At 68.3% G+C, this 20718-nt stretch carries 15 protein-coding genes; 14 read left to right on the forward strand and 1 reads right to left on the reverse strand.

Translation table 11 applies throughout. The annotated features are described in order from the left end of the window. Nucleotides 1-30: 30 nt before the first annotated feature. A complete protein-coding gene (locus BOQ54_RS17460) occupies nucleotides 31-879 on the reverse strand; it encodes an AraC family transcriptional regulator (RefSeq protein WP_055458787.1) in 849 nt (282 codons plus the stop codon). A gap of 109 nt (nucleotides 880-988) precedes the next feature. Here BOQ54_RS17460 and BOQ54_RS17465 point away from each other — a divergent pair, with 109 nt between their 5' ends. The 14 genes from BOQ54_RS17465 (at nucleotide 989) to BOQ54_RS17530 (ending at nucleotide 20430) form a co-directional block, all read left to right on the forward strand. Continuing rightward, entirely contained in the window at nucleotides 989-2194 is a 1206-nt protein-coding gene (locus BOQ54_RS17465; protein WP_055458786.1) for an MFS transporter, read from the forward strand. 313 nt (nucleotides 2195-2507) lie between these two features. Then, nucleotides 2508-4778 (forward strand): NosR/NirI family protein, encoded by a 2271-nt coding sequence (locus BOQ54_RS17470; protein WP_071924608.1) that lies wholly within the window; start codon nucleotides 2508-2510, stop codon nucleotides 4776-4778. Nucleotides 4779-4795: 17 nt separating this feature from the next. Further along, the gene (gene nosZ, locus BOQ54_RS17475; RefSeq protein WP_071924609.1) at nucleotides 4796-6757 is read left to right on the forward strand and encodes a TAT-dependent nitrous-oxide reductase; all 1962 of its coding nucleotides are present in this window, start codon (nucleotides 4796-4798) and stop codon (nucleotides 6755-6757) included. Between the two features lie 153 nt (nucleotides 6758-6910). Beyond that, nucleotides 6911-8308 (forward strand): nitrous oxide reductase family maturation protein NosD, encoded by a 1398-nt coding sequence (locus BOQ54_RS17480; protein WP_186438080.1) that lies wholly within the window; start codon nucleotides 6911-6913, stop codon nucleotides 8306-8308. Continuing rightward, nucleotides 8305-9222, forward strand: coding sequence for an ABC transporter ATP-binding protein (locus tag BOQ54_RS17485; RefSeq protein WP_055458783.1), 918 nt, complete (start codon nucleotides 8305-8307; stop codon nucleotides 9220-9222). Before BOQ54_RS17480 ends, BOQ54_RS17485 begins: the two co-directional genes overlap by 4 nt. Beyond that, nucleotides 9219-10049, forward strand: a complete 831-nt coding sequence (locus BOQ54_RS17490) for an ABC transporter permease (RefSeq protein WP_055458782.1) — start codon at nucleotides 9219-9221, stop codon at nucleotides 10047-10049. The genes BOQ54_RS17485 and BOQ54_RS17490 overlap by 4 nt, the downstream gene beginning before the upstream one ends. Beyond that, nucleotides 10046-10588 (forward strand): nitrous oxide reductase accessory protein NosL, encoded by a 543-nt coding sequence (locus BOQ54_RS17495; RefSeq protein WP_055458781.1) that lies wholly within the window; start codon nucleotides 10046-10048, stop codon nucleotides 10586-10588. The genes BOQ54_RS17490 and BOQ54_RS17495 overlap by 4 nt, the downstream gene beginning before the upstream one ends. Nucleotides 10589-10595: 7 nt before the next feature. Further along, nucleotides 10596-11591 (forward strand): FAD:protein FMN transferase, encoded by a 996-nt coding sequence (locus BOQ54_RS17500; protein ID WP_055458780.1) that lies wholly within the window; start codon nucleotides 10596-10598, stop codon nucleotides 11589-11591. A gap of 349 nt (nucleotides 11592-11940) precedes the next feature. Next, entirely contained in the window at nucleotides 11941-13260 is a 1320-nt protein-coding gene (locus BOQ54_RS17505; protein WP_432431532.1) for an ATP-binding protein, read from the forward strand. Continuing rightward, nucleotides 13257-13970: a response regulator gene (locus tag BOQ54_RS17510; RefSeq protein WP_055458778.1), complete on the forward strand. Its 714-nt coding sequence runs from the start codon at nucleotides 13257-13259 to the stop codon at nucleotides 13968-13970. Before BOQ54_RS17505 ends, BOQ54_RS17510 begins: the two co-directional genes overlap by 4 nt. A 137-nt stretch (nucleotides 13971-14107) precedes the next feature. Beyond that, nucleotides 14108-16384: a sensor histidine kinase gene (locus BOQ54_RS17515; protein ID WP_055458777.1), complete on the forward strand. Its 2277-nt coding sequence runs from the start codon at nucleotides 14108-14110 to the stop codon at nucleotides 16382-16384. Nucleotides 16385-16398: 14 nt separating this feature from the next. Next, nucleotides 16399-18000 carry an ABC transporter substrate-binding protein gene (locus BOQ54_RS17520; protein WP_063188362.1) on the forward strand — a complete coding sequence of 534 codons (1602 nt, stop codon included), beginning with the start codon at nucleotides 16399-16401 and terminating at the stop codon, nucleotides 17998-18000. Between the two features lie 186 nt (nucleotides 18001-18186). After that, nucleotides 18187-19746 (forward strand): adenylate/guanylate cyclase domain-containing protein, encoded by a 1560-nt coding sequence (locus BOQ54_RS17525; RefSeq protein ID WP_071924610.1) that lies wholly within the window; start codon nucleotides 18187-18189, stop codon nucleotides 19744-19746. Nucleotides 19747-20127: 381 nt separating this feature from the next. After that, on the forward strand, nucleotides 20128-20430 hold the full coding sequence (locus BOQ54_RS17530) for a hypothetical protein (protein ID WP_186438081.1): 303 nt from the start codon (nucleotides 20128-20130) through the stop codon (nucleotides 20428-20430). Nucleotides 20431-20718 lie beyond the last annotated feature (288 nt).

A 20718-nucleotide genomic window follows, 5' to 3' on the forward strand; every position in this document is an offset into this window, starting at 1 on the left:
CTTGCGAGGGTGCAGGCCCGACAGGTGGGGTCACGCTTGCGTGATCGCAACCCGTTCACCGGCTGCGACCGCACGTTGCCCGCGCTTCAGCCAGGCCCGCGGCGCCTCGCCCGTCATGCGTCGGAACATCGTGATGAAGGCCGCGATGCTTTCATAGCCGAGGTCGAGCGCCACAAGGGTCACCGGCTCGCCGTCGGCAAGGCGCGGCAGCGCGGCGAAGACGCAGGCCTGCTGGCGCCACAGGGAGAGGCTGAGCCCGGTCTCGCGCTGGAAGGTGCGGGTGAAGCTGCGCCGACTCATGCCGGCGGCCTTCGCCCAGGCGTCGATGGTGACATGCGCCGACGGCTCGGCGAGGAAGCGGCGGCACAGCGCGACGAGCTGGGGATTGGCCGGAAAGGGCAGCGCCAGCGGCCGCTCGGGAAGGCGCGGAATCTCGTGCAGGATGAGGTCGAGCAGCAGCGCGTCGCGGCCGGCCGCGGGCACATCGCGCGCCAGCGCCATCGCCTCGACGATGAGGCTGCGCATGAGGCTGGTGACGGCGACCACGCGCAAATCCTGCGGCAGGCCGGGAATGGCCGCGGGGCGGACATAGACGGAGCGCATCGCGACGTCGCCGAGCATGTCGACCGCGTGATCGATCCCCGCCGGCAGCCAGATGGCATGGCCGGGCGGCACCATCCAGCGGCCGCTGTCCGTGTGGACCATGGCGACGCCGGACAGGGCATAGAGCAGCTGCGCGCGCGTGTGGCGGTGGCGCGTGACGTGATGGCCGTCCGGATAGTCCGCCGGCAGGGCGATGACCGCCGCCTGCGCGCTGTCGATCCACTCCCGGCGCTGCCGATCGACATGCAGGGGCTGCATGACGCTACGCCCATTCATGCGCCACCCTCAGACTTGGCCCAGCCACGAAACTTTTGGACCAAAACACGAAAGCAGTACGCCCGCAAGCGGCCTATGGAAGAAGCAGCAAGCCATCGGAGCCCAGCCCGTGACCGACACGCCCGTCACCGCCAGATCCCATGCCGAGAACACGGCCTTCCTCGTGATCGCGGCGGTGAGCCTGTGCCATCTCATCAACGATGTCATGCAGTCGCTGCTGGCGGCGATCTATCCGATGCTGAAGCGCGACTACGGGCTCGACTTCTGGCAGATCGGGCTCCTGACCATGACCTTCCAGGGTACGGCGTCGCTGCTGCAGCCGATGATCGGCCTCTACGCGGACAAGCGGCCCATGCCCTATTCGCTGCCCGTCGGCATGGGCTCGACCTTCGTGGGCCTGATGGTTCTCGCCTTCGCCAGCGACTACCTCCTCCTCGTCGCCGGGGCGGCGCTCATCGGCATCGGCTCGGCGATCTTCCATCCCGAGGCCTCGCGCGTCGCGCGTCTCGCCTCCGGCGGACGCTACGGCCTCGCCCAGTCGCTGTTTCAGGTCGGCGGCAATTTCGGCTCGGCGCTCGGGCCTCTGCTCGCCGCCTTCATCGTCGTGCCCCGCGGCCAGGCGAGCGTCGCCTGGTTCTCCCTCATCGCCTTCATCGGCATGGCCATCCTGTGGCAGGTCGGCGCCTGGTACGCGCGCTACCAGGCGCGGGTGACGCAACGCCCGAAGGCGACGCGCACGGTCTCGATCGCCCGGTACAAGATCGTCGTCGCCCTCGTGGTGCTCGCCATCCTCACCTTCTCGAAGAACGTGTACATGGCGAGCATCTCCAGCTTCTACACCTTTTACGTGCTCGACCGGTTCGGCGTGTCCGTGCAGCTGTCGCAGGTGATGCTGTTCGTCTTCCTCGGATCGGCGGCGGCTGGCACGATCCTCGGCGGCCCGATCGGCGACCGCATCGGTGCCAAGGCAGTGATCTGGGTGTCCATCCTCGGCGCCGTGCCGTTCACGCTCGCCCTGCCCTACGCCAGCCTCGAGTGGACGATCGTGCTTTCTGCCGTCATCGGCCTCGTGATGGCCTCCGCCTTCCCGGCCATCGTCGTCCTCGCGCAGGAACTCGTCCCCGGCCGCGTCGGCATGGTTGCGGGTATCTTCTTCGGTCTCGCCTTCGGCACGGCCGGCATCGCGGCGGCGCTGCTCGGGGTCGTCGCCGACGCCAAGGGCATCGCCTATGTCTACTGGCTGTGCTCCTTCCTGCCGCTGCTCGGGCTCCTCACCATCTTCCTGCCCAACCTGCGGCGCGGCGGGGCCGCCTGATACGGCGCGCCGGGAAGAGGACGCTTCCGAACAAGGGCGAGCCGGGAACAGCGACGCCCTCCCTCACCACCGCTTCATCGCGTTTTCCACCTTCATAAAGTTCGCTGTCGGGCTGCGGCAGCACCAGGATCATCGCCCCCGGCTCCGGCCATGGACGACGATGTCGCACGCGGACGCGCCTAACGACGCGGGCGACGGCCCGCGGCATGCCGATCGGCCAATTTGATGCGCCTCAAAGTGCCGGAGGCCGAATGCGCCCAAACAGGATGCACGCCGCGCCCAACTCGGGGGCAGGCGACGATCCTGACGAGACATGATGAACCGCCGCACCCCCTTCGCCTTCCTGGCCGTGCCGCTTCTCGTTGCGGCGTGCCTCCTTCTCGCCGCGGCGGGGCAGCCGGCGGCAGCGGGCGAGCTTGACCGCTACCTCGGCAAGGTCGCCCCGCAGGACATTTTTCCACAGGCGGAGCGCTTCGGCCCGCCCCAGGGGGAGCCGCCGATCGCGCCGGTGATGCGCGGCGAGGAGCGGCTCGGCTTCGTCTATCTCAATTCCGACTTCGCCAATGCCGTCGGCTATTCCGGCAAGCCCATCAAGATGCTCGTGGGCATCGAGGCGAGCGGCGTCGTGCGGTCGATCAGGCTCGTCGACCACAAGGAGCCGATCGTTCTCATCGGCATCCCGGAAGAACGCATCGTTGCCGCCGTCAACAGCCTCATCGGCAAGGACATGGCCGCTGTGGCGCACGGCGCCGAGCGCCCGCCGCAGGTCGACATTGTCAGCGGCGCCACCGTCACGGTCCTCGTCATGGGCGACAGCGTCGTGCGCTCGGCCGTGAGCCTCGTGCGCAGCGGCCGCCTCGGCGGAGGCACCGATGCCGCGCCGGTCGCAGCGCCGGTGGCGCGCGCCATCGACATGTCCGTGAGCGAGATCCGTAGCTGGGAGGACCTCGTCGGCGACGGCTCCGTGCGGCGCCTTAACCTGTCCGTCGGCGAGGTGAACGAGGCCTTCGCCAGGGCCGGCCAGGCGGAAGCGGCGGCCCAAGCGGAAGGGGAGAACGAAGACCTCTTCATCGACCTCTATGCCGCGCCCGTCTCGGTGCCGACGATCGGCCGCAGCCTCCTCGGCGATGAAGGCTACGAGCGCCTGACGAAGCGGCTCGCGCCCGGGCAGCACGCCCTCCTCGTCGCGGGCGAAGGCGCCTATTCCTTCAAGGGCTCCGGCTACGTCCGCGGCGGTATTTTCGACCGCATCGAGCTCGTGCAGGACGGCAGCACGACGCGCTTCCGCGACCGCAACCACACCCGGCTCGGCGACCTTGCGGCCGACGGAGCGCCGGACCTGCCCGAGATCGCGCTCTTCGTGGTGCCCGAGCACTTCCCCTTCGATCCGGCGCGGGAATGGGACCTGCAACTCCTCGTGCAGCGCCCGGTCGGGGCCCGCGACAAGGCCTTCCTCACCTATGACCTCGCCTATCGGCTGCCCGAGCGCTATCTCGTCGCCGAGACGCCCGCCGCGCCCACCCCGGCGCCGGCACTGGCTGAAGCACGCCCGTCGGCCAGCATGGACGACGTGCTCGCCATGCCGCTGTGGGAGCGCATCTGGCGCGACAACACCGTCAACATCTCGATCGCCGCCGTCGCCATCGCGGTCCTGACGCTGATCTTCTTCTTCCAGGACTGGCTCGTGTCGCGGCCGCGGCTCTTCACCTGGGTGCGGCGCGGCTATCTCGCCTTCACGCTCTTCTGGCTCGGCTGGTGGATGAATGCCCAGCTGTCGGTGGTCAATGTCATCACCTTCACCAATGCGCTGATCACGGGCTTCAGTTGGGAATATTTCCTCGCCGCGCCGCTTGTCTTCATCCTGTGGTCGTCGGTGGCAGCGGCGCTGCTCTTCTGGGGGCGGGGACCGTTCTGCGGCTGGCTGTGCCCCTTCGGCGCCCTGCAGGAACTGACCAACAACCTCGCGCGCTTCCTCAAGGTGCCGCAGCTGACGCTGCCCTGGGGCCTGCATGAGCGGCTGTGGCCGCTGAAATACATCATTTTCCTCGTGCTCTTCGGTCTGTCGCTGCACTCGGTCGGGCTCGCCGAGCAATGGGCCGAGGTCGAGCCGTTCAAGACCGCAATCATCCTCAAGTTCGCGCGCGAATGGCCCTTCGTCATCTATGCGCTGACGCTCCTGTCTATCGGCCTGTTCATCGAGCGCTTCTTCTGCCGCTACCTGTGCCCGCTCGGCGCCGCGCTCGCCATTCCCGGCCGCATCCGCATGTTCGAATGGCTGAAGCGCTGGCCGGAGTGCGGCTCGCCCTGCCACCGCTGCGCCAAGGAATGCCCGGTCGAGGCGATCCACCCCGAAGGGCACATCAACGTCAACGAGTGCATCTACTGCATGCACTGCCAGGAACTCTACCACGACGACCAGCGCTGCCCGCACATGATCCAGGTGCGCGTCAAGCGCGAGCGCTGGCTGGCTCAGAACGCTCCCCGCCCCGCGGGAGAAGCCCCCAACAAGCCCATCATCACGCGCAACGGCAAGGCCGTGGCTGATGCGGCCCGGCCCGCCGAGACGGCGGGTGCCCCCTCATGAGCGAAAAGGAGGCTCGGATGGCACAGGAAGACACGAAGTCGGTAGAGACGAAGGCCGGCGTCAGCCGGCGACAGCTACTCGGATCGACCGCCTCCGTCGCGGCGGTGGCGGGTGTCGCCGGTGCCGGCGGCACGGCTGCGCTGACGACGCTCGCAGGCCCGCTTGCGAACCCCGCCGAGGCCCAGACGCGGCCCGCCGCGCGCGCCGGCCAGAAGGCGGAGGTGCATCCCGGCGAGCTTGACGAATATTACGTCTTCTTCTCGAGCGGCCAGACGGGCGAACTGCGCATCGTCGGCCTGCCCTCCATGCGCGAACTGATGCGCGTGCCGGTGTTCAACCGCTGCAGCGCCACCGGCTGGGGCCAGACCAACGAGAGCCTCAAGGTGCTGACCGAGGGCCTCCTGCCCGAGACGCGGGAGTTCCTCGCCAAGCAGGGCCTCAAGACCTATCTCAACGGCGACCTGCACCATCCCCACATGTCGTTCACGGACGGCAGCTACGACGGGCGCTACATCTTCGTCAACGACAAGGCCAACACGCGCGTCGCGCGCATCCGCTGCGACGTGATGAAGTGCGACAAGATCATCCAGTTGCCCAACCAGCACACGGTGCACGGCCTTCGCGTGCAGAAGTACCCGCGCACCGGCTATGTCTTCGCCAACGGCGAGGACCGCGCGCCGATCCCCAACACCGGCAACGTGCTCGACGACCACAAGCAGTACCATGCCATCTTCTCGGCCATCGACGGCGACACGATGAAGGTTGCCTGGCAGGTGATGGTCGACGGCAACCTCGACAACGTCGATGCCGACTACCAGGGCAAGTATGCCTTCGCCACCTGCTACAACTCGGAAGAGGGCGTGACCCTGCCCGAGATGATGGCGAACGAGCAGGACTGGATCGTCGTCTTCAACCTCAAGCGCATCGAAGAGGCGGTGAAGAAGGGCGACTTCAAGGAAATGGGCGGCGTGCCGGTCATCGACGGCCGCAAGGGCTCGCCCTACACGCGCTACATCCCGGTCTCCAACAGTCCGCACGGCATCAACACGGCACCCGACGGCATCCACGTCGTCGCCAATGGCAAGCTCTCGCCAACCGTCACGGTCTTCGACGTGCGCCGGTTCGACGACCTGTTCGACGACAAGATCAAGCCGCGCGACACGGTCGTCGCCGAGCCGGAGCTCGGCCTCGGACCGCTGCACACGGCCTATGACGGCAAGGGCAACGCCTATACGACGCTGTTCATCGACAGCCAGGTCTGCAAGTGGAACATCGACGCCGCCAAGCGCGCCTACAAGGGTGAGAAGGTCAACCCCATCATCCAGAAGCTAGACGTCCACTACCAGCCCGGCCACAACCACACCTCCATGGGCCAGACCAAGGAGGCGGATGGCAAATGGCTGATATCGCTGAACAAGTTCTCGAAGGACCGCTACCTCAACGTCGGCCCGCTGAAGCCGGAGAACGACCAGTTGATCGACATCTCCGGCGATCGCATGGTCATCGTCCACGACGGCCCGAGTTTCGCGGAGCCGCATGACGCGACCATCGTGCACCGCTCCAAGGTCAATCCGGTGCACGTGTGGCAGCGGGACGACCCGCTCTTCGCCGATGCGGTGAAGCAGGCCGCGGCCGATGGCGTCAACCTCATGGAAGACACCAAGATCGTGCGCGACGGCAACAAGGTGCGCGTCTACATGACGTCGGTGGCGCCGACCTTCAGCCTCGAGACCTTCCAGGTGCAGCAGGGCGACGAGGTCACGGTCTTCGTCACCAACCTCGACGAGATCGAGGACCTGACGCACGGCTTCTGCATCGTCAACTACGGCATCAACATGGAAGTCGGGCCGCACGCCACGGCCTCCGTCACCTTCACGGCCGACCGGCCCGGTGTGTACTGGTACTACTGCAGCTGGTTCTGCCACGCCATGCACATGGAGATGAAGGGCCGGATGTTCGTGGAGCCGCGCAACGCCTGAGCCGAAGACGAGGCCGGGGGCCTCATCCCCCTCTCCCCGCGGGCTGGCCGGGCTTGCCCGACCTGCCCAGACAACGGCGGAACCCGGAATCCCGCGTTCCGTCGGGGAGAGGGGGCAAGGCCATCACGCCCCGTTCCAGAAGGACCTTGAGCGATGTGTGCGCTCGCGACCATCCTGCGCAGCCTGCCGGCGGCGGCCCTTGCCGCCAGCCTGTCCTCAGCCGCCGCGGCGGGGGAGATCGTCGTCTCCCCTGGCGAGGCGCTGCAGGCGGCGCTCGACCGGGCTGAGCCCGGCGACATCCTGCGCCTTCAGCCGGGCGTCCATCGCGGGCCCGTCACCATCGGCCGGGCGGTGACGCTCGACGGGCAGGATGCGGCGACCGTCGCGGGCAGCGGCGAGGGCAGCGTCATCACCGTGACCGTGCCGGGCGTAACGGTGCGCAGGCTCACCGTGCGCGGCTCGGGGCGCAGCCTGGAGACGCTCGATTCCGGCATTCTCCTCACCCGCACCGCGGCCGGCGGCGCACTCGTCGAGCACAACCGCATCGAGAACAATCTCTTTGGCGTCTACGTGCACGGCGCCGCCGGGGCCCTCGTGCGCGACAACGTCATCGTCGGCCAGACGAGCGGCCGCTCGAGCGAGGCGGGCAACGGCGTCTCGGTGTGGAATGCGCCGGGGGCGAGGATCATCGGCAACGACATCAGCTTCGGCCGCGACGGCATCATGGTGATGTCGAGCCGCGACAACGTCTTCCGCGGCAACCGCTTCCACAACCTGCGCTTCGGCGTCCACTACATGTACACCAACAACAGCGAGGTCTCCGGCAACATCTCGCGCGGCAACGCCATCGGCTTCGCCATCATGTTCTCCAACCGGCTTACCGTGCGCGACAATCTTTCCGACGGAGACCGCGACCACGGCCTCCTCTTCAACTACGCCAACGGCTCGGTGATCGCGGGCAATGTCGTGCGCGGGCGCATGCTGCCGGCGACGCGCTGGCGCGACGCGGGTCTTTCGGCCGATGCCGGCGAGCACGGCCTGCCGGTCGGCGGGGCGGAGGCGCGCGAGGCCGACGGCGCCGCACGCACCGGCCCGGAGAAATGTGTCTTCATCTACAACGCCAACAACAACCGCTTCGAGGGCAACCGCTTCGAGGGCTGCGAGACCGGCATCCACTTCACCGCCGGGTCCGAGGGCAATGCCATGACGGGCAACGCCTTCATCAGAAACCGCACGCAGGTGAAATATGTCGGCACCCGCTTCCTCGACTGGTCGAAGGACGGGCGCGGCAACTACTGGAGCGACAACCCCGCCTTCGACCTCGACGGCGACGGCATCGCCGACATCGCCTACCGGCCCAACGGCATCGTCGATCGGGTGCTGTGGACGGCGCCGCAGGCCAAGGTGCTGCTCAACAGCCCGGCGGTGCAGGTGATCCGCTGGGCGCAATCGCAGTTTCCCGCCCTCTACCCCGGCGGGGTCGTCGACAGCCGGCCGCTGATGGCGCCGCCCGCGCCGCCGCCGCACCTGCCGCAAGGAGACCGGTCATGACCGCAACCGTCGCGCTCTCGGGCGTCGGCAAGCGCTTCCGCACCGTCGAGGCGGTGCGTGACGTCTCATTCTCGCTCGACGAAGGCGAGATCGTCGCCCTCGTCGGCCACAACGGCGCCGGCAAGACGACGCTGATGAAACTGATGCTCGGCCTCATCCAGCCGACCGCCGGCAGCGTGCGCGTGCTCGGCGAGGACCCGGCCTCGGGCGCCTTCGCCGCCCGCCGGCGCCTCGGCTTTCTGCCCGAGAGCGTGTCCTTCAACACGGCGCTGACCGGGCGCGAGACGCTCGCCTTCTACGCCCGCCTCAAGGGCGAGCCGGTCGGCGAGGCGCTCGCCCTGCTCGAACGCGTCGGCCTCGGCGCCGCCGGCAGCCGCCGCGTCGGCACCTATTCCAAGGGCATGCGCCAGCGCCTCGGCCTCGCGCAGGCCCTCATCGGCGCGCCGCGCGTGCTGCTGCTCGACGAGCCGACGACCGGCCTCGATCCGGCGCTGCGCCAGAGCTTCTACGAGATCCTGCAGGAGCTGCGCGGCCGCGGCACGACGATCCTGCTCGCGTCGCACGCCCTCTCGGAGCTCGAAGGCGAGACCGAGCGCGTCGTCATCATGAACCGAGGCGCCATGGTGGCGGACGGCTCCCTCGCCGAATTGCGCCGGCTCGCCCGCCTGCCGGTGCGCGTGCGCCTCACGGCAGTTGGCGGGCTCGACGGGCTCGCGGGGCGCTTCGCCGATTGCGGCCCGCTACAGCGCGTCAACGGCCACGCGGTCGAGATCGCCGTTGATGACGCCCGCAAGATCGAGGTCGTGCGCCGCGCCCTCGCCGACGAAACGCGGATCGAGGACATCGAGGTGACGCCGCCGAGCCTCGACGAGCTCTATGCCCATTTCCTGCGCTCCGGGGAGGCGCGGCCATGAGAACGATCCTGATCATCGCCGGCAAGGAAATCCGGGACGGGCTGCGCAACCGCTGGGTGCTGGCCACGACCCTGCTGCTCGCCGGCCTCGCCCTGTCCCTCACCTTCCTCGGGGCGGCACCCTCCGGCGCGACCGGCGCCCAGCCGCTCGATGTCGTCATCGTCAGCCTGTCGAGCCTGACGATCTTCCTCCTGCCGCTCATCGCGCTGCTCATCGCGCACGACGCCGTCGTCGGCGAGGTGGAGCGCGGCACCATGCTGCTCCTCCTCAGCTATCCGGTCGGCCGCTCGCAGGTGATCCTCGGCAAGTTCGCGGGCCAGGTCGCCGTGCTCGGCTTTGCCACCTTCGTCGGCTACGGCGCGGCGGCGGCAGCGCTGCTTGCCAGCGGGGCGGAAATCGACGCGACGAGCTGGCTCGCCTTCGCTGCCATGATCGGCTCCTCGGTCCTCCTCGGCGCGGCCTTCGTCGCCATCGGCCAGTTCATCAGTGCCGCTTCCCGCGATCGTGGCACGGCCGCGGGCATCGCCGTCGGCGTGTGGCTCGTCTTCGTGCTCATCTACGATATGGGCCTTCTCGGGCTGATGGTCATGGACCAGGGCCGCACCGTCACCGCGCCGGTGCTCAACGCCCTCCTGCTCGCCAACCCGACGGATGCCTACCGGCTCTTCAATCTCACCGGCTTCGCCAATGTCAGCCAGTTCGCCGGCATGGCGGGCCTTGCCGGCTCCGCCGCCATGAGCCCGTCGCTGCTCCTCGGCGCCCTCGGCGCCTGGGCGCTCGCGCCGCTCGCGCTCGCCACGCTTGCCTTCTCGCGGAGAGAACTATGAAACGCCTTCTGGCCGTCGGCCTCGTCCTCGCCATGGCCACCGTCGCCGGGTGCCGGCAGGAGGAGGCCGCCGCCCCGCCGCCGCCCCATGCCCTGACGCGCGAGGCGCTCGGCGCCTATTGCGGCATGAACGTGCTCGAGCATCCCGGGCCCAAGGGCCAGATCATCCTCGACAGCCGGCTGCACCCGGTCTGGTTCTCCTCGGCCCGCGACGCCCTCGCCTTCACGATGCTGCCGGAAGAGCCGAAGGACATCCTCGCCATCTATGTCTCCGACATGGGCAAGGCACCGAGCTGGGAGGCGCCGGGCGAGCGCAACTGGGTCGAGGCGCGCAAGGCCTTCTTCGTCATCGACAGCACGCGGCGCGGCGGCATGGGGGCGGCGGAGGTCGTGCCCTTCGGCGAGCGAGCGGCCGCGGACGCATTCGCCGCCGACAACGGCGGGCGCGTCGTCACCTTCGCCGAGGTACCCGAGGATTACGTGCTCGGCTCCGGCGGGGCCGATGCGACCGGAGCCCTTACCAACCACGTCTTGCATTGAGACTGCCATGACGAATGTCCCGACGCGCCGCCGCTTCATCGGCATCAGCGCCGCCGCCGCCGGCCTTGCGCTTCTGCCGATCGGCACTGCCCTGGCGCAGCCGGCGGACGGCGAGGTGGTGGTCTGGCGCGGAACGGCGCTCGGCGCCGTCGCGACGCTCAGGATCCACCACAGGAACCGGTGCGCGGCCGAGCGGCTCGCCGCCCACGCCGTCGCGGAGGTGCGCCGTCTCGAAGCGCTCTTCAGCCTCTATCGTGACGATTCGGCCCTCGCCGCGCTCAACCGGCGCGGCGTGCTGGAGGCGCCGCCGCCGGAACTCGTCGCGCTCATCGAGGCGTGCCGGCGCTTCCACACGCTGACCGCAGGCGCCTTCGATCCGACCGTGCAGCCGCTGTGGGAGCTTTATATCCGCCACTTTGCGCAGGAGACGGCCGCCCCGGACGGGCCGCCCGCGGATCGCCTGGCCGAGACCCTGCATCGGGTCGGCCTGCAACATGTCATGGTGGACCGCAACCGCATCGCCTTCGCCCGCCCCGGCATGGCGCTGACGCTGAATGGCATCGCCCAGGGCTGGATCACCGACCGCGTGGTGACGCTGCTGCGCGCTGGCGGCATCGCATCGAGCCTCGTCGATATGGGCGAGGCGCGAGCCTTCGGACAGCGGCCCGACGGGACGGCCTGGCGCGCGGGCATCGCCGATCCCCACGCCGCCGGCCAACTCATCGAAACCGTCGCGCTCGACGACTGCGCCGTCGCGACCTCCGGCGGATACGGTCTGCGCTTCGATGCCGCCGGGCGGTTCGACCATCTCATCGATCCGCGCACCGGTCGCTCCCCCCGCCGCTATGACAGCCTCTCCGTCATCGCCCCGGACGCGACGACAGCCGATGCCCTGTCGACAGGCTTCAGCTGCCTTGGCGCGGCGGAGATCCGCCGCATCCGGCAGGAAGCAGGAGCCACCACCGTGCTGGCCACGAGCGGCGCCGAAACCCTTCGCCTCTGAAGCCGGCGCCTCGGCGATTCCCGCTCCATGTCGACGTGCGGCTCACCGTCGTCTGAGGTTCCGGCGCGCCTCTTCGTCTCGCAACTTGCGCGTCCTAAGTTCATAAATAGCAACTTTCAGCCAAAATTTTGCGGAACGCACAACACGACCTGCCTTCGGCCGGCCGCTCCCGACGGTGCACCAGCCTGCAAACAAAGAGGATCGATCTTGCCGGCCCGGCAGGGCCGCGCATCCGCAACTGGGTGTGAGCGGCATCGGCCAAGCTGCCTGCCCTGCATTTCGGCAGGGGCCGCAGATGTTGCAGGCGCATGATCGTGCTAGTCTTGCCGCAGGGCGGGAGCGAGGCGTGCTGGTGGACAAGAGCGATCTTTTCTACCTCACCGACGATATGCCTCAGAACGAAGAGGCCAGCGGGACGCGACCCTGGACGGTCGCCGTCATCGACGACGACCGGGCCGTGCACGAGGCGACGCTCTTCGCCTTGCGGGACTACCGGCTCGACGGGCGCGGCCTCGAGATCCTCAGCGCGAGTTCGGCCGCCGAAGGTCGCCGGCTCGTCGCCGAGCGGCCTGATATCGCGGTGATCCTGCTCGACGTCGTCATGGAGCGTGACGACGCCGGCCTCAGCCTCGTCGATTTCATCCGCCGCGACCTCGCCAACGAGACCGTCCGCATCGTCCTGCGCACCGGCCAGCCCGGCCAGGCGCCGGAGCGACGCATCGTCATCGACCACGACATCAACGACTACAAGGCGAAGACAGAGCTCACCGCCGACCGGCTCTTCACCACGCTGACCGCGGCGCTGCGCAGCTATGCCCAACTGGAGCGTCTCGGGGCAGCGCGCCGCGAGCTCGCCGACGCAAACGCCCTGCTCGAGCAGCGTGTGGCCGAGCGTACCGCCAGCCTGCGTGAGGCCAATGAGCGCCTCGCCGCCCGCAGCGCGGAACTCGCCCGGGCCAACCGTCTGAAATCCGAGATGCTCGGCACCATCGCTCACGACCTGAAGAACCCGCTCGGCATCATTCTCGGTCGAATGGAAATGCTGGACGATCTCGTGCGCCAGGAGCCGCCGCCGCGCGAGACCATGCGCGCGCAGGTGGAACACGTGCGCAACTCCGCCCGCCACATGTGCCGGATGATCGATGCGCTCATCGCCGACGCCATGGGCGATGCCCTCGACATCGCGTTGCGCCGCGGCCCGGTCGACCTTGCCGTGCTCGTTGCCGAGGTCGCCGCGAGCAACCGCATCCTCGCCGAGCGCAAGGGCCAGCGCCTCACCATGGAAGTGCCGGAGCGTCTCATGATCACGGGCGACGCCGACCGCCTGCGCGAGGCGCTCGACAACCTCGTGTCCAATGCCGTCAAGTACAGCCCCGGGGGCACGAACATCACGCTGTCGCTCGCGCGCGAGCCGGGCGGCGCCGCCTGCCATGTGCGCGACGAGGGACCGGGCCTCTTGGCCGAGGACGAGATGCGCCTCTTCGGCCGCTTCCAGCGCCTCTCGGCCCAGCCGACGGGCGGAGAGAGCGCGACGGGCCTCGGCCTGTTCATCACCCGCCGCATCGCCGAGCTGCACGGCGGCACGGTGACGGCGCAGAGCCACGGTCCGGGCCGCGGCACGACCTTCAGTCTCCTTCTGCCCCTCGACGACGGTGATGACCCGCCATGACGAACACGGGGCCGCATATCGCGGTGGTGGACGACGAGCCGGCCACCCGTGAGATGGTGGGCGACTACCTGCGCCTCCACGGCTTTGCCGTGACCCTATGCGACGGTGCCGCCAGCCTGCGCCATTTCATGGCCAGGCAGCAGCCGGACCTCGTGGTGCTCGACCTCAACATGCCTGGCGAGGACGGACTGTCGGTGGTGCGCCAGCTCAAGGCGGCGGGCGACGTGCCGGTCATCATGCTCACCGCCACCGCGAGCGCCATCGACCGGATCGTCGGGCTCGAGCTCGGCGCCGACGACTATCTCGCCAAGCCGTGCGAGCTGCGCGAGCTCGTTGCGCGCGTCCGCTCGGTCCTGCGTCGCAGCACACGGGCCGGCGCCTCCCAGCCCGCAGCCGGCCGCAGCGTCCGCTTCGGCACCAAGTGGCTCGACGTCGACACCCACCGCCTGCGCGACGAGGCGGGCCAGTCGCAGCCGCTGACCAAGTCCGAATTCCTGCTGCTCAAGGCCTTCGCCGATCATCCGCGCCGCGTGCTTTCGCGCGAATTTCTGCTCGACGTCGCCGATGCACGTGATGCCGAGGCCTTCGACCGCGCCATCGACGTGCGCATCACGCGCATCCGCCGCAAGATCGAACCCGATCCGGCCAACCCGCGCTTCATCCGCACCGTGCGCGGCCTCGGCTACGCCTTCGAGCCCGACGGCGGATAGGCCTCCCGTTTCGCGCCCGGCCACGGGCGCGAAACATCATGTCACGTCCGCAAAGAAATGGCGGCTCCCGGCACCGGCAACGCAAAAGCCCCGCAACGGCGAGCGGGCAGGATGCCCTCCAGTCGGTCGGAGGGATCATGCGGATCAGGAACAAGATCATGCTCGTCGGCGGCATTCCCATCGCGATTGCCGCCGGCATTGCCGTCGCCGCGTGGCTGCTGCTGAACGAAGCCGAACGCGCCCGCAGCGGGGCCGTCCTCGCCGGCGCCATCTATCGCGACCTTCTCGTCGCGATGACCGTCCGTGATGATTACGTGAGCGCCAATCCGGTCGAGCGCGACCCGCATGCGGAGCGCTTCCGCGAGCGGGCGGCGCGCGCCCAGGTTCAGCTCGCCGCGCTCGGCCCGCTCGCGCGCACACAGGCGCAGCGGCGCGAGGTGGCGAGCCTGCAGGACACGCTCGCCCGCTATGTCGCGCGTATGGACGAATATATCGCCGTGACGACAGTGAATGACCGTCTCATCGCCGAGATGTCACTGCGCGCCGCGAGGCTCGTCAATCTGGCCGACGAGGCTCGTGCCCGGCAGCACGCCTCGAATGCCGACATCATCACGACGCTGACCGAGAAGGACCAGCAGTTGCGGCGCCTGCGCGACATCGTCGACCGGGCCTATCAGCTGCGCGCCACCCTGTGGGGCCTGCAGACGGCGCTGCGACAGCCCGACGGCAATGACCATGGCTTCGCTGTGGCGCAGATCAGCCATGCCGCCGGCAGCCTCGCCGAGGCGCTGGGTGCCGGGCGCAGCGGCGCCACCCGCGAACTGGACGACCTCACGCGCGCCGCGGCTGCGGCGGGGCCCGCCGAGACCGGCACGGTCGCCGAGCGCCTGCTCGCATGGTGCGACCGCCTGCTCAAGATCGAGGTGACGGCCCAGCGTGCCCTGCAGGAAGAGGTGGCCCAGCTCCTCACCTATTCCGTCGAGGCCAACGAGACCGAGCAGGCCACCCAGAACGTCGCCGTCTCCACCCTAAAGCTCGGCCAGGAGACGCACGAGGCGCTCACCCGCCGCGATGCCGACGTCGCCGAGCGCAAGCTGGCGCGCAGCGGCGAACTCGCCGCCATCGCAGCCGCCCTGCCGATCTCACCCCTCATCCAGACCGACATGATCGATGCCATCACCGAGTGGGGCGAGCGGCTCGGCACCACGATCGAGGGCATCCGCAAGCAGAACGCGATGATCGCCGACATGGACCGGACAGCGGCGGCCATGGTGGCCAAGGCGCGCTCGCTCAACGACCTCTTCACGGGCGATGCCGACTGGCTTGGCGCCTTCATCGGTCACGTGCTCGTGATCGGTGCCACCATCGGCCTGCTGTTCGGCTCGGTGGTCGCCTTCGCGGCCGCCAAGTCGATCACCATGCCACTGCGCCGCCTGCAGAGCAGCATGCTGGCACTCGCAGCCGACCCGCTCGCCGGGCGCATCACCGAATCCGACCGGCGCGACGAACTCGGCGACATGGCGCGGGCGGCCAATGTCTTCGTCACCGAGATCAGCCGACGCGAGCGCGACCTGCGCCACGCGAAGGAACGGACCGACGAAACGCTGGCCGAGCTGCAGCAGACGCAGGCGGACCTCATCCAGGCGGAGAAGCTCGCTTCTCTCGGCCAGCTCGTCGCCGGCGTGGCCCACGAGATCAACACCCCGCTCGGCATCGCGCTGACCACCGCCACGCTGCTGGGTGACGAGGCGCAGGAATTCGAGCGGGCGCTCGACGGCAACCAGCTGGCGCGCTCGCGCCTTGCCCATTTCCTCGATCGCATGAAGGAGGGCTCACGCCTGCTCTTCGACAACCTCGGCCGGGCGAGCGACCTCGTGCACAGCTTCAAGCAGGTCGCGGTCGACCAGGTGAGCGACGAGCCGCGCCGCTTCGAGATGAAGGGCTGGCTCGACGACGTGATTCGCAGTCTCGGGCCGCTGCTGCGCAAGACGCGGCACATGGTCACCGTGGACTGTCCCGTCCACCTGCAGGTCGGCACATATCCCGGGGCGCTCGCGCAGGTGCTGACCAATCTCATCATCAATGCCGCCCTGCATGCCTATGAGGAGGGCGAGAGCGGGCGCATCACCGTCACCGTGCAGGACGCTCCCGAGCTGCTGCGACTGACCGTGCGCGACGACGGCAAGGGCATCGCGCCGCAACATCTGGGGCGCATCTTCGATCCCTTCTTCACCACCGCCCGTCATCGTGGCAGCACCGGGCTCGGGCTCCACATCGTCTACAACCTCGTCACCAACAAGCTGCAGGGACGCATCGACGTGGAGAGTCGTCCGGGCGCCGGCACCGCCTTCCGCATCGAGATGCCGAAGCAGCTTGCCGGCGAACCCCGGCCCGAAGCCCTCGCGGCGCTCTGACAAAGGGGGAGAACATGGTGAAACATCTGGTGGCGGCCGCCTGCGGGCTCGCCCTCGCCGCCTCGCCCGCCGCCGCCAAGACGCTGGTCTTCTGCTCGGAAGGCAGCCCCGAGGCCCTCAACCCGCAGATCGTGACCACGACGACGGGCATGAACGCGGGACGGCCAATGTTCAACAACCTCGTCGAATTCGTGCCCGGCACGACGCGGATCGTGCCGGCGCTCGCCGAATCCTGGGAGATCTCGCCGGACGGCACGGTCTACACCTTCCGTCTGCGGCGGGGGGTCAAGTTCCATGCCAACGCCGTCTTCACCCCGACCCGCGACTTCAACGCCGACGACGTCCTTTTTTCCCTGATGCGGCAATGGAAGGAGGATCATCCCTTCCATGGCACGCCGGGGGCCACCTTCGACTATTTCCGCGACCTCGGCATGCCGGACCTCATCCGCGCCATCGAGAAGGTTGACGACCACACCGTCCGCATCCGCCTCGCCCGCGCCGAAGCGCCGTTCCTCGCCAATCTCGCCATGCCTTTCAACGTGATGCTGTCGGCGGAATACGGCGATCTCCTTCTGCGCCGGGGCGAGCCCGCGCGGCTCGATGCCGATCCCGTCGGCACCGGGCCGTTCGCGCTCGTCGGCTACCAGAAGGACATCGCCATCCGCTACCGGGCCTTCGCCGACCACTGGAACGGGCGGCAGAAGATCGACACCCTCGTCTTCTCCATCACGCCCAATCCGGCCGTGCGGCTCGCCAAGCTCAAGGCGGGCGAATGTCACGTCATGGCCTTCCCCAACCCGAGCGACCGGGAGACCATCGCCGCCAATCCATCGCTGCGCCTCCTCCAGCAGGAAGGGCTCAACATCGGCTATCTCGCGATGAATGCCGCGCGCCCGCCCTTCGACAAGGTCAAGCTGCGGCACGCCGTGAACATGGCGATCGACAAGCGTGCCATCATCGAGGCTGTGCACCGGGGCACAGGCACGGTGGCCAAGAATCCGATCCCACCCCTGCTGTGGTCCTACAACGAGGCGATCGAAGATTACCCCTATGACCCCGGGCAGGCCCGGCGCCTCGTCGCCGAGGCGGGCTATCCGGACGGGCTCGACACCGAGCTTTGGTACATGCCGGTCAGCCGGCCCTACAATCCCGACGGCCGCCGCGTCGCCGAGCTGGTGCAGGCCGATCTCGCGCGCATCGGCATCCGTGCCCGTCTCGTTACCACCGAATGGGACCAGTATCGCGCCAAGCTGCAGGCCGGCGAGCCGCCCCTCGCGCTATACGGCTGGACCGGCGACAACGGCGACCCCGACAATTTCCTCAACGTGCTGCTCGGCTGCGCGGCGGCCCGGCCCGGCGGCAACAACGTCGCCAAGTGGTGCCTGCCCGCATACGACGCGCTCGTCACGCGCGCCAAGGCCACGAGCAACCGCAACGAGCGCGAGGCGCTCTACCGGCAGGCGCAGCAGGTCTTCAAGCGCGAGGCGCCCTGGGTTCCCCTCGCCCATTCCATCGTCTTCATGGCCACGCGCAAGGAAGTGAAAGGCTTCGGCATCGACCCGCTCGGGCGCCATGTCTTCGAAGGTGTTGACCTCGAGGCAGAAACTCCGCGTTGAAAGCGAAGCCCAAACGAAATCTGAAATAGCCAGAATCGAACGAATATTGCGGCAGAATCGCAAATGACGAAATCGAAAACGTTTCGGACGCAATGTGCCTGAAATGCGGTTCGTGCATTCTCGACCCCATCGGCACTACCGGCCGGGCTCCCGCCCGGCGGCGGGCCACCGGCTCGTGGGTCAGCCATGCGCGCTCCTCTTCCGCACATACAACGTCACCGGCACCGGACGGCGACATTCTCTCTCGCCGTTCTCGTCCTGCCTCTCGTCGTCGGACTTCCCCTTGCGGTGTGGCTCGACCTGAGGGGCCTGTCCACCCGGATGATGCAGGGTGAGGCGACCGAGATCGGCGTGCTCATCGACGAGATGCGCACCTATTACGCCAATGACGTGCTCGGGCGGCTCGACGGCGAAAGCCATGGCGAGGACGCCCCCATGCCGACGGCCATGTCCATCGAGCTCGGCAAGCGCATCAGCGCGCGCGATGGAGCGGTCAAGATCCGCATCTTCTCGGATTTTCCCTTCCGCAAGCGGGCGGGCCATCCGATCGATGCCTTCGAGCAGACGGCCCTGGAACAACTGCGGCAGGATGCGGCAAGGCCGGTCGTCGACGTCTCGGGCACGCTCGTCGACCGCACCGTGCGCATCGCGACGCCCATCGTCATGGGCCCGGCCTGCGTCGCCTGCCACAACAGCCATCCCGACAGCCCGAAGCAGAACTGGCGCGTCGGCGACGTGCGCGGCGTGCAGGAGGTCACCGTGCGCCGGCCCATCGAGGCGAGCATCTTCTCTTTCCAGTCCCTGCTCGTCTATTTCGCCGTGGTGGCGGCGTGTGGCCTCGCCTTCATCCGCATGCAGAGCCGGCAGGCGGCTGTCATCCGGCACATGAACGGCGAACTCGCACAGGCGAACGCCTTCCTCGGCACCGTCTCGGCCAAGATCGCGCGCTATCTCTCGCCACAGGTCTACCGCAGCATCTTCAGCGGCGCCAAGGAGGTCGCCATAACCGCCGAGCGCAAGAAGCTCACCATTTTCTTCTCCGACATCAAGGACTTCACGGCCCTGACGGAGCGCCTGCAGCCGGAGGACCTGACCGCGCTCCTCAACGAATATTTCACCGAGATGTCGGTCATCGCGCTGCGCCACGGGGCGACCATCGACAAGTTCGTCGGCGACGCCATCCTGCTCTTCTTCGGTGATCCCGATACGCGCGGCGTCCGGGAGGACGCGGCCGCGGCCGTGCGCATGGCGCTCGACATGCAGGCGGCGCTCGGCCGGCTCAACGCCGAATGGCGCAAGCGCGGCCTCGCCGAGCCGCTCGAGGTGCGCATGGGCATCAACACCGGCTTTTGTCACGTCGGCAATTTCGGCAGTGACAACCGCATGGACTACACGATCATCGGGGCGGAGGCGAACCTTGCGGCGCGCCTGCAGGCCGTCGCACAGCCGGGTTCGATTGTCATCAGCTACGAGACCTATGCGCTGGTGCGCGACATCGTCGAAGCCGAGGCGCTTGCGCCGATCGCGGTCAAGGGCGTGAGCCGCGCCGTCGTGCCTTATGTCGTGCGGGGACTTTCCGGAGCGGCCGAAGCCGACGTCATCCATGGCCAGGTCCAGGGCCTCGATCTCTTTCTCGACATCAAGGCGCTCGACGCAGGCTCGGCAGGCGAGACGCGCCGGCTCCTCGAAAAGGCGCTGACGGCGCTGGAGACCCGGGCCGGACGGGAGAGGCCGCGCGCCATGTGACCAAACCGCTGCCGCCGATGCTGCCCCGCCGCGGGTTCCGGAGATGGCAGCGGCAGGAACGGCGCAGCGATGATGCCGACGGCACCAGCGCGCCGCATGTTCCCAACCGTTCGACTCGCTCATCAACAAAGCAGCCGCGCGTCCGCCTCGGGCGATTCCTCTGCAAAAGGGAACGACCCTGAGCAGGTTGTCGAATTAGGGGGGATGAGAGCCGCTCAGGGTCGGGAGTGGTTAGCGTTTGGGCTGGAACAACGCCAAGTTGAAACACTTTTCTACAACACAACAAATCTACCGTGAATTATTATCGATAACAAGTTGCAAGATCAGCGGTATTTATTTGTCCGCAAATAGTAATGCTAGTTGAAGATTTCAAGGAAGCCGGTGCCGCTGCTCGCGCTCACCGTCGACGACGCCGTCCTCACAACCGAAGAGTCCTTCATGCGGATTGCGACGCGGGACGGACGCTCGTTCGCGACCCGCGTGACGAATCCGCTCGACTCGCCGGCCAATCCGGTCGGCGAGGCGGCCTTTTTCGACAAGACGCGCGGGCTGTGCGGCATGGCGCTGTCGGCACCCGCCGTCGAACGCCTCATCGCCGGAGTGCACGATCTCGGTGGTGACCCGGACATGCCGTGGCTCGGCGACGTTCTCGGCCCCCCACGTCCGCCGCCCGTCTTCGACTGACCCTCGGCCTGGCTGCTGCGCCTGAGAGGGATGATGTTCGAGCATCCCAAGCGCTATCGTCCCCTTTTCCGCGTGCGCACGCTGCTGACACGGGACATCCACTGCGAGCACCGCGCGCTGCTCGGTTCGGCGCTCGAGTGCGACACCACCCGCGCGGTCGACGCCATCGGCACGCATGTGCAGCGCACGACGGACGCCGTCGTTGCCGCCCTCGCGGACGCGGGGCGCGTACGAGGGGGACCCGCCAGCTCCGGCAAGCATTTCCCGGCGCTGCGGTCCGGGTCGGAT

The organism is Chelatococcus daeguensis (assembly GCF_001887265.1).
GTDB classification, from domain to species: domain Bacteria; phylum Pseudomonadota; class Alphaproteobacteria; order Rhizobiales; family Beijerinckiaceae; genus Chelatococcus_A; species Chelatococcus_A sambhunathii.